The organism is Stenotrophomonas sp. 2YAF22 (assembly GCF_052114665.1).
Lineage (GTDB): Bacteria > Pseudomonadota > Gammaproteobacteria > Xanthomonadales > Xanthomonadaceae > Stenotrophomonas > Stenotrophomonas indicatrix.
In genome coordinates this window covers 1-9,104 of record NZ_JBFRFE010000107.1, presented here as the reverse complement: position 1 = coordinate 9,104, position 9,104 = coordinate 1, and the positions used below count along the sequence as shown (strand labels likewise).

Here is a 9,104-nt window from a genome sequence, read left to right as displayed (position 1 = left end):
CATTCCTCCCATGCCGCCTCCAACTCGGTTGTGCCTTCTGGACGCTTTCCGAGGTAGGTCGCCAACCAGAGTCCGACCGCAGGCGTAACCTCGATCCAGTGCACCAGATCATCGGCGTCATAGACGCGGACATCGCTCCACGGACCGTTATTAACCTGCTCTAGTGCCCATTCCTCTTTTCCCGGCCAGTGCTGCAACGTTACGGCGACAAAGCATGCCGAGCCAGGCACCAATGAAAGAGGGTCGGCCGTCCGCTTCTGATAGTCACCGCGGATCTTGGCTGCTACCCCGTCACGCTGTGTGCTCAACTCCCATCCAGCTACGCCGGATGGCACGTAACGGCTGCCAATTTCAACGGTACTCAGCCCGTCCCACCCAGGATGTCGAACTCCGCCATCAGCCGGAAAATGTATGTGTGCGGCCGTGCCATGCGTCGCACGTATCAGATTGCTTATTAGCGTCGGCAGGTTCACTGGCCCATCAGGTTGCGAACCCCATGAAGCGAGATCGTCGGACGTGACCCAGCGCACCGGGGTAGTGCGGTGAGACGAGTGCGGAAATGCAGGAAGGTCTGGATAGCTCACCTCTCCGCTCTGCGAAAGCTGGATCCCACGTTCTTCCAGGCAAGTGCGAATGGCGGCAACATGCTCAGGAGCGACCACCGCTTCCCCAGTCTCAATACTGGCAATAACAGACGTATGGAGACCAACTGCATTGGCCAGATCCTTTCGAGACCAAGCTAGCAATGCGCGAGCTTGGCGAGCCTGCTGAGGGGTGAGGGTGACCATTCCTGTGGGTCGATCCGCTGACATCTCTGATTGGCCGGAGTTGTTGGAATTGTCAGTGTATCTCACCGTTGTCATACTATCTGGCAAGCAGGAGCCGCCGCCCGACTCGAGCGGTCACTGAGATCGGCTGCGGTTCTGCTACTGGTGGACTCCCGCGGCACATACTTGCTAGCAATCTGCATACTCCACGATTGATTCGAACGCCCACTGCGCCTTCGCTCGGTACTTGACCGTATCAACCCACTCAGCCCTGACTCGATACAACAGGGGCTTGCTCTGGCCGAGGGCGGGTGTTTGCCCGATCGCATGCGGCACACCCACCGTTTCCCAGCAATATCTTAGACAGCGTCGCTGGTCGGGACAAAGATCGTCTCTATCACCTAGTACCCATCCAGGGTGCCGCTCCCAAAGTTAGGCAATGTGAGCGAGCCATTAAAGGACGCTGGCATGCAAACCGGCGGCGCACGCAGTCCAGCACGACATGAATGCCCCGAATGAGCACGCAGCATGTGCAGCGCCATCCGCTAGGTACAGGCGAACAACGCCTACTGTATCGCCTCACTTAGATCAGAATCTGCCATATAAGCGTATTCAAACAGGATGACATCCATCTCCGCCGGCGTAGGCACTTTCTTTACTACTGTGAAGGAGGGCCCGAAGTACTCAAAGAACTTCCAGCGCTCTTTCGGACTCCAGTACTCTCTCACCAGAGCGTCCACGTTACGCGAAGCTTTCATTCTCTTGTGGAGCTCATGGACGATACGGAAGGGAGCCTTATGGAAGTGGGGCATTTCCACCTCGTAGAGCCTAATTCCTTCATGCGCTGCCACTTGTGCCCTGAGAAATGCAGTTGCCGCAGCGCCACTATCAGCCGCAAACACGCATTTTTCGCGAGATGGGAGATGCCCAGGCCTGCTGAGTTCAAGAGTACTGACTGCGTCCGGGTAATAGGTTCCCGGCCTTTCTGCGCGTACGACCTGACCTTGCTCCAATTCTTGCAGCGAAGCATGAAAAAAGACTGAATGCAATGTTGTCACTTAACTTACTCCACTGGCGTTGCGCGTAGGTATCACGTCAATATTGTCGAGCACTGCAGCTGTTGATCGCAGCGCATCAATTCGGTCGGCGATGATTTTGGGTCCATCAGCGTAATCACTTTAAATATGCCCGATCTTGTCCTCAATGACCTGATGGCTCTCATCTGAAAACCCCGCGAACGTCATTCGATACTGTCCGGGACTGGGCTCTGTGGCCGGCGATCTACTAGACCGCACCCAGCAGATCGAGTACGTCGTCAAGCTCTTCACTGCAATCGTCCAGTGCGTCTCGATCAGGACCGAACAGATCAGGGAATAGGCTTACAGCATCCGCGGTAATGCGGAATGACCTCTCCGCGTCCTGAATACCACCGCCAACCTTCACTGGCTTCCGCATAAAATAGGTCAGCAGATCGTTCAATGGAGAGTCGCCAGTCCTAAAGCCCCAATCCTGGTATCGCCCACCTTGGCCGGCCATTATTCGCACGTACTCGGCCAGGTAGCCCGAGACTCGCGAAACAATCTGAATGTCTCCAAGTGCATTCCCAGGATTGAAGTTCTTCTCATTTCCAGCAAAGTTCAGCACCTTTCTGGCGGCTGCACAGCCGTAGACAGCGGCAACCACAGTAATAACCACGGGATGACTGGTACTTACACCAATTTCTACCGCCCTCTCGCAGAGAGTCTTCGCGACCATGAACTGCCGCTTCCTGGATGTTCTGTTATGCAGGGCAAGACCATTTGCGAACGTGAGGAACTCCAAGTACTCAGGAACCCCCTCTTCCGTATCGATGCCAAACAGGCTCCGCGCATGGGTCTCGACGAACTCCAAAGGCTCTACCATAGAAGCGCTTTTGAAGAACTGGCTCATGGCGCGCAGATCTCTCGTGATCTCATCCACAAACTGGTCAGGCGTGAACTTGCTCTTCCGGTCACTGGCTTTCTCAAGGAGCGCAGACATGCAAGAGACGCCGTTCTGAGGAAGATCAACAGCTCGAAGCCGCCTTATCGATTTCTCGTGCTTTTCGTCTTTGCACTTGCCCTTGGCGAGGAACTCCTTGATGTGGCCTATTGAACATATGTCCAGGAAGTAGATCGTGGGTACGCCAAAGTTCCATCGCCACAGTGCCGCCAACTGCCTGCCAATCTCCTCCTTGGTACCAGAAAAGACGACTGAAAATTGACCAAGCACGCCTCCATTCGATCCCATCCTCTCGCTCCATTCTCTCAAAGTACCTGCTACGCCTTAATATATTCGAACCCATGCCCATCCTCCTGAGTAGAGGCTAAGGCCTAGAGCCCGGCCCTGATGCTGCCCCCCCTATCGACGCGCGGAACTTGCTGCAATTTCGCGCACCCAGCATCCATTTTCGGGCATACAGCGACTTTCAAATTCCATCCACTTAAAGCCGCAACCCATAATCACGACCAAGATTTGAGTGTCTTGGCGAGGACAGCCCTTAGAGCCTCCGCCGTCAGCTCGAACAGCTCAATATAGGAGATGATGGCGTCGACCGCGAATCCCGTTTTCCCGCTCAATGAATGCACAGTCTCATTACGTCGGTCGTAGAATTCATTCCACTTAGCGATCAGCTTCTCCGAACATTCTTTCTTAGTGCTGACTCCAAAATAATTCTTCAGCCTGGTGTTCTCTCCGAGCTGATCCATAAGACCCCTGATCGCAAATCTCCCGAAGATCTCTACAACGATCGCTGGTCTAAAATTATTGGAGTGGTGCCCAAAAGCTTGGCTGTCCAGCTTGCTAGCATCATCGTCAATTACGAATCCCTGCATTGCTGAAAGGGCTAATTTTACTCTCGCCAGCAGGAGTGGATCCGGAGTATTTTTGAGTAGAATCGACCTTGTGAACTTGAACCTGTCACGAGACACCGACCAGTACGAATCTCTTATGGTGTTCTTGCTTTTCGTCGGCATCTCTGCATAGTTTTCAGCGAGCTGGTTGCCGCACTGGATGGCCTGCTCACGGACAAATTCCTCAAACGCAGACGCCAAGAATATCAAAGACATGGAATTCGCCGTATTACTCGTACTGGCGGCGACTTCACTGAGATTGATACCGACTCTAGGGGTCGTTAGCGTAGCGGAGGAGTGACCTGCAGACTCAACGAGAGCCATTATATGGCGTATCTGCTTAGTACGCTCCTTAAATTCCACCAGCGCGAAATCGAGGTCGGCCGCTGGCATCAGACGAAGCGCTCGAAAAGTTCGCGGAAGATGCCAATCCTCTTACGGATATCTGCCGAGGTGTTTGCGGCACCAGTGAGCTCGCCACCTTCTCGGCGAGCGGCAATCACTCTAACGTATGCCGCCTGTATATCCTCCTTTCGTGCTAACAGCCCCCCACGACTTTCCCACAACTCGTCAATAGCAACCATCACGCCATCGTAGATGCCAGCGACCGGGCGGTACATCTCCGGCGCACCAGGATCGGACATCGAGAAAGGTTTCCCGTCGAACAGCTCGTCAGCAAAATTTAGCCGCGAGAGGAACTGGGTTTTCATCACTTCCCTCGCCGCCGGCGTGCAATCTGCATTTCTCTCCATGCAGCGATCAAGGATGGACTTCATTGAGCCTTGGATATAAGAGTCATCGTTTAGCGCAAAAAAGCGAAGAACGAGTTGGCAATCCCCCATTGTCTTGTAAAGAGTGTTCCGCTGACGCGCAGGCTCCTCATAATATTCGCTGGGATCAGACTTCGTATAGGGCGGGATATCCCAGATGYGCGTGAAGGTTGGGTCGCGAGAAAGCTCTACGATAAGTGAATTGAAATGACCTTCGTAAATAGCATTCCTAACCTCCTGAGCACTTAGGCGCTTCCCGCCAGTATTGAGTCGCTCGAATACGAACCTTCTGAGTTCATAGAATTTGGCTGAGCCTGACTTCTGAATTCGGCTCTTAGACTCCTGAAGTAGAACGATTGCGGAGATGGAAGATCGGTCAAGGCCGCGCTTTACCTTCGGCGGAAGCTGGGCATAGGAACGCCCGTTCAATGCGGGAATGATCTGCAAGCCACGGAGAACAAGGCCATTGCTCAGGAACTCCTTGATTGCATTCAACCGCTGCTGCCCATCCATCACCTCATATCGCGCCAAATCGTTTTCGTAGAAGAAGACTGGTGGAACCGGCACATTTAGCAATAGTGATTCTATTAGGAGCGACTTCTGAACGGCCGACCATCGCAACCGTCGTTGGTACTCTGGACGAAGGTTGACGTCGTCACCGTCGACAATGAGGTCTCGAATCTGCGGGAGCAGGAAGTTGTTGGTTTGGTACACGACTCGGAAGGGCTGGCTGCCGAGCTGGTTGTCTACGTCCTCGTCGCTCGCTACTGGTGAATCAATTGCTGGACCTTCGGGCGCCTCTTCCGACGCCTCGATCTCTTCAGCTACATCGCGAGGATTGCTCATCTCAGACTCCGGATTTTAGTAGGTGTGGCCATGCTAGATCCCTCAATTCATGAACGGCAGACTGGATATGCTGATCCTCGGGCTCGTGTGTTCTCCGGGACCAAGTGGACCATTGGAGGGTAGCGTACCTACTCAGGGTGCCGCTGGCATCGACGGGTAGGCCACAGCGAGGTTGGGACTCTCTTACCCAGCACACGCCCTTAGTGCCAGCAGGAAGAACATGCCGATGATCACTACCGACCAGCACCCCTTGTTCGACGAGGTGGAGCCTAGCTGAGGCGTACTCGAAATGGGTGATCGACTCTGTGGGGTAGAAGGCTGATTCGCAGACTGCTGCATGCTCCCCAGAATGGACTGATTGCGACTTTGAGGAGGCGCTGGCGGAATCGATGGAGTGACCGAGACTGCTGGCTTTGTCGCTGCCACTCCCATATCTATCAGGATGCCTGCATTGCGGCTGCTCACCGTTGGCGCAGCAGTGCCTGCAGCCTTGCCTGCAACCTGCAAGCGGTACTTCGCATCCTTCTCCGCCAGCGCCTGGATCTGTCCAGATGCGCTGATGGTGATCGACAGGTGCGTGTAGCGGCCTGAACGGGATCCCTTGCTAAAGGGCGGATCGATGAGGCCAGAGACCGATAGCCAGCGCCCAACCCATGAGGCGTCGGGTAGATTGGGCCTGATGGCATCGATGCCCTCTGACCAGATGGACAGCTTGACCGCCTGGCCCCGCCAATCTGCAAAGTTCACAAAGATGTAGGGCTTGCCGCTGCTGGTGCGTTGATGCGTCACGGCGTATACCCGACCAACGAGCTCGACGCGACTTCCAACCATCTGAAGAACTTGGCTGTAGTTGGCGGCGTCAGCCACCACGTATGGCCCTTGGTACGTAAGGACTTGGGCAGCGGTTCGTATGGCGATCGGGCCTGCAGGAACTCCCTTGCCCTGGAGGAAATCGGTCAGGGACGGGACGGCCGAGAACGCTCCCGCAGCAACCTTGGCTAGGTTCTCTACATGCGCCTTGACGCCGGAAAGGGCCACCGCACCCTGAAACACGCTCGACTGTGCGGGGTCGAGGAAGTCGTTTCGACGGAACACAACCGCGCTGGGCTCAGAGCGTGAAGATGCCCAGGTCCCGGGAGCAGCAATCAGAACCTGAAGAGCTACATCGAGCGTGAGAAACGAGAACCGATCCAGCGTGGGACCAAAGTCATTGGCCGACCGCTGGGGGTGCTGAAAGTTGAGCTGCCCCAGTTCGGTCGCCTTGGCACCCTTGAGCGACTCGACATAGAGACCGTCATAGTCGATCAGCTGCACCTTGGTGCCGTCCGCACTGACCATCAGATTCTCGGGCTGAATGTCCCCGTGAGCGAGATTGTTCTGCTCCAGGTAGCTGGCCAATGAGGTCAGTGCGACTCGCAGATTCTGGAGCGCCGCCTTGTTGGCGTGCTTGGCCTCAAGGAACTCGGCCAGCGTGCTGCCGCTGGCCCAGGCCATCTTGACGGTGGGGTACGTGCTGCCCTGAATCCGGATCCCGGCAGGGTTGAACTCAAATGGCAGGAAGTACGGGCTCTTGAGCTGATCCAGCCGTGTCGAGATTGCCTGGTAGCGCCGTTCCAGCTCCCGGGATTCCTTGTGGAAACAGCGCAGCGCGTACTTCTGCGCACCAACCGTCACCGCATAGGTCAAGGCGAAGCCGCCGCATAGCGCCAGAGGCAATCCCAGCCCGGTGGTTCTCAGGGTGCCGCGCTTGAGCTCCGGGTCCAGCAGCACCAACTGCGGTGACTGCAACGCCTCGTTGTACTGCTCCAAAGATGGGTAAGCCATCGTCCGGTACGCCTCAAGACTGAGTTGCAGACGCAATGATCAGCGTGGAATCGTCTCGACGCATGCGCCCCGCAGCCCGCTCGTTCTCAACCAGCTCGGTGAGCTCTTGAACATCGCGTATGCCACGCAGCAGCTCCAGTGCCGAGCCATCCCCCCGCTCCTGGTGAGCGAGAAGCCAAGCACCAAGCGCATCGGTCATGCAGAGCAGGAACCGATGTCCCTGCGGTTCATACGTCCACTCGCGGATGCTCCAGAGATGATCACCTGGCTCATTCAACTCCAGCCGGGTGGCCAGCAACGAAGGCTTCTCCTGGAACTGGCCCGAGCACTCATAAGGGGCTGAGGTCACCCACTGATCACCGTCCAGCCACACGGCCAAGCTGTCACCAACCGCGGTGATTTGAACGGCATTGGCCTCGGGCAGATCCTGCGCGACCAGCAGCGTGGCAAAGCTCCCCCGCTCATAGGCCGCAGCCTTTGACCAGGAAAGAGTCTCCGGATCGTGCATCGCTTCGTATGAGCGCGCGCACGCAGTGACCGCATCCATAGACAGCTCTTCGTCTGCGATGCGCTCAACGAGCAAACGCGCCCAATTTCGGGCGTCGAAGGACTCGGACGCACCGTCCGACAGCACCACCCGCCCCCTCTCAGGGGCCAAGCGGTAGGCGTCCTCATTGTCATCCGGTGACTCAACGTGCTTAGCCACCGTCCCTTCGAAGAGAACGGTCAGAGCCATGGTCAGCGCAGCTGCGCAGCCCTCGTACCGATATCGAAGAAGTCCACGATCTCGGCGATCTCACCGTTGAACACGAAGCCCTTGGACTCCATCGTTGCCTTGATGCCCTTTTCCTCCGCGACCTTCTGCAGGTGGGGAGGCAGCGCACTGGACATGCGGAACAGCAGCTTGGCGTACGCGTCGCTCAGGCCCGCATCAGAGCTCGGGAACTTGACCGGATCACCGCCGCTGGTGCTCACGTGCAGGTTGAACAGCAGCACGTTGCCGTCGTTGGTGCTGATCTGCTGCAGCTGCTGGGCAAGGGATTCCGGATCACCGTCGGTGGACTCGCCATCGGTGACGTGAAGCACGGTAGGCGGATAGCTGTCCGGATGCGCATCGCACCAGGCGACCAGCTCTCCGGCCGCTGTGGTGATTGCATTGCACATCGGGGTTCCGCCCGAGGCCTTGGCCTCAAACCATACGGGGAACTTGATGGACTGATCCACCAGACCGCCGGCGCCGTCATCCACCCTCTTGGTGCGGCTTTCCACACGCAGAGGATTGGCTTCGATCTGGGAGATCGGATGGAGGACCGTCGATGCCAGCCCACCACTAAGGCCATTTCCCGCTGAAGACCCGGAATAGCCCAGGACGCCGACCTCGAAGTAGTCGCGCGTGCCTTCCGACTTGGTGCATCGCGTGATCAAGGTGGCAAGGGTGCGGTTGAGCACATCTGCGACGAACTGCGCCTTGGACTTGCCGTTCTCCATCGTGTCCTGCATCGAGCCGGACTGATCGACGAGGAAAAGGAACGCGGTCGGACTGGTTCTGCTGATCTCAGCGGTGTAAGCCATCGATATCCCCTGCAATCTGGAAGTAGAGGGGGTAGGCACCCAAGTCTCGATTGAGCAGGTTTCCTTTCCCTTTCTTCTATCATGCCGCGCGGGAGCAGAAACCTCCACCAGCCACGCAAAAAAATGCGGGGTAGGAATTCTCTGACACGATCAGAAGCACCGCCTTCATGAGTGCTCGCGCTTCCAGGCATCCGCTAGCAGACAAGAGTGGGGCAGCGGCGAAGGCACGATAAGATTACCCCGGAGCCCGCCTAGCGATTCTCATTGGACAGCGATGGACTTGGACAACCGCGAGATCGCCCTTCTGATCTGGGGTTCGCTGATCTTTGGTACTTTGGCCTGGAAGGTCAGAAGTCGCCTCAGTCCAGTTCGAGCCCTCAGCCTGCTCGCCAAGCCACCGCTGGCATATGTTTTTGGCTCCGCAACCCTGTATGTGCTTGCATCTGTATCGGTGC

Annotated in this window: 9 protein-coding genes; 1 reads left to right on the top strand and 8 read right to left on the bottom strand. The window is 56.6% G+C overall.

Features of this window, described 5'->3' with window-relative positions; all coding sequences use genetic code 11:
- The 8 genes from AB4Y84_RS06600 to AB4Y84_RS06565 form a co-directional block, all read right to left on the bottom strand.
- Positions 1–308, bottom strand: a 308-nt coding sequence (locus AB4Y84_RS06600; RefSeq protein ID WP_442249897.1) for a hypothetical protein, incomplete at its 3' end; no start/stop codon positions are given.
- 1,025 nt (positions 309–1,333) lie between these two features.
- Positions 1,334–1,669: a hypothetical protein gene (locus AB4Y84_RS06595; RefSeq protein ID WP_442244187.1), complete on the bottom strand. Its 336-nt coding sequence runs from the start codon at positions 1,667–1,669 to the stop codon at positions 1,334–1,336.
- A 382-nt stretch (positions 1,670–2,051) separates the two neighbouring features.
- Positions 2,052–3,035, bottom strand: coding sequence for a hypothetical protein (locus AB4Y84_RS06590; RefSeq protein ID WP_442244186.1), 984 nt, complete (start codon positions 3,033–3,035; stop codon positions 2,052–2,054).
- A 212-nt stretch (positions 3,036–3,247) separates the two neighbouring features.
- On the bottom strand, positions 3,248–3,853 hold the full coding sequence (locus tag AB4Y84_RS06585; protein WP_442244185.1) for a hypothetical protein: 606 nt from the start codon (positions 3,851–3,853) through the stop codon (positions 3,248–3,250).
- Between the two features lie 176 nt (positions 3,854–4,029).
- Positions 4,030–5,253, bottom strand: coding sequence for a DUF262 domain-containing protein (locus AB4Y84_RS06580; RefSeq protein WP_442249896.1), 1,224 nt, complete (start codon positions 5,251–5,253; stop codon positions 4,030–4,032).
- 183 nt (positions 5,254–5,436) lie between these two features.
- Complete coding sequence (locus AB4Y84_RS06575; protein ID WP_442244183.1) at positions 5,437–7,077, bottom strand: protein kinase family protein; 1,641 nt, start codon at positions 7,075–7,077, stop codon at positions 5,437–5,439.
- 13 nt (positions 7,078–7,090) lie between these two features.
- Positions 7,091–7,813: a hypothetical protein gene (locus tag AB4Y84_RS06570; protein WP_442244182.1), complete on the bottom strand. Its 723-nt coding sequence runs from the start codon at positions 7,811–7,813 to the stop codon at positions 7,091–7,093.
- 2 nt (positions 7,814–7,815) lie between these two features.
- Positions 7,816–8,757, bottom strand: coding sequence for a VWA domain-containing protein (locus AB4Y84_RS06565; protein ID WP_442249895.1), 942 nt, complete (start codon positions 8,755–8,757; stop codon positions 7,816–7,818).
- Between the two features lie 166 nt (positions 8,758–8,923).
- On the opposite strand from AB4Y84_RS06565, the gene AB4Y84_RS06560 reads away from it, so the two are divergent.
- On the top strand, positions 8,924–9,104 hold a 181-nt coding region (locus AB4Y84_RS06560; RefSeq protein ID WP_442249894.1), incomplete at its 3' end, for a hypothetical protein.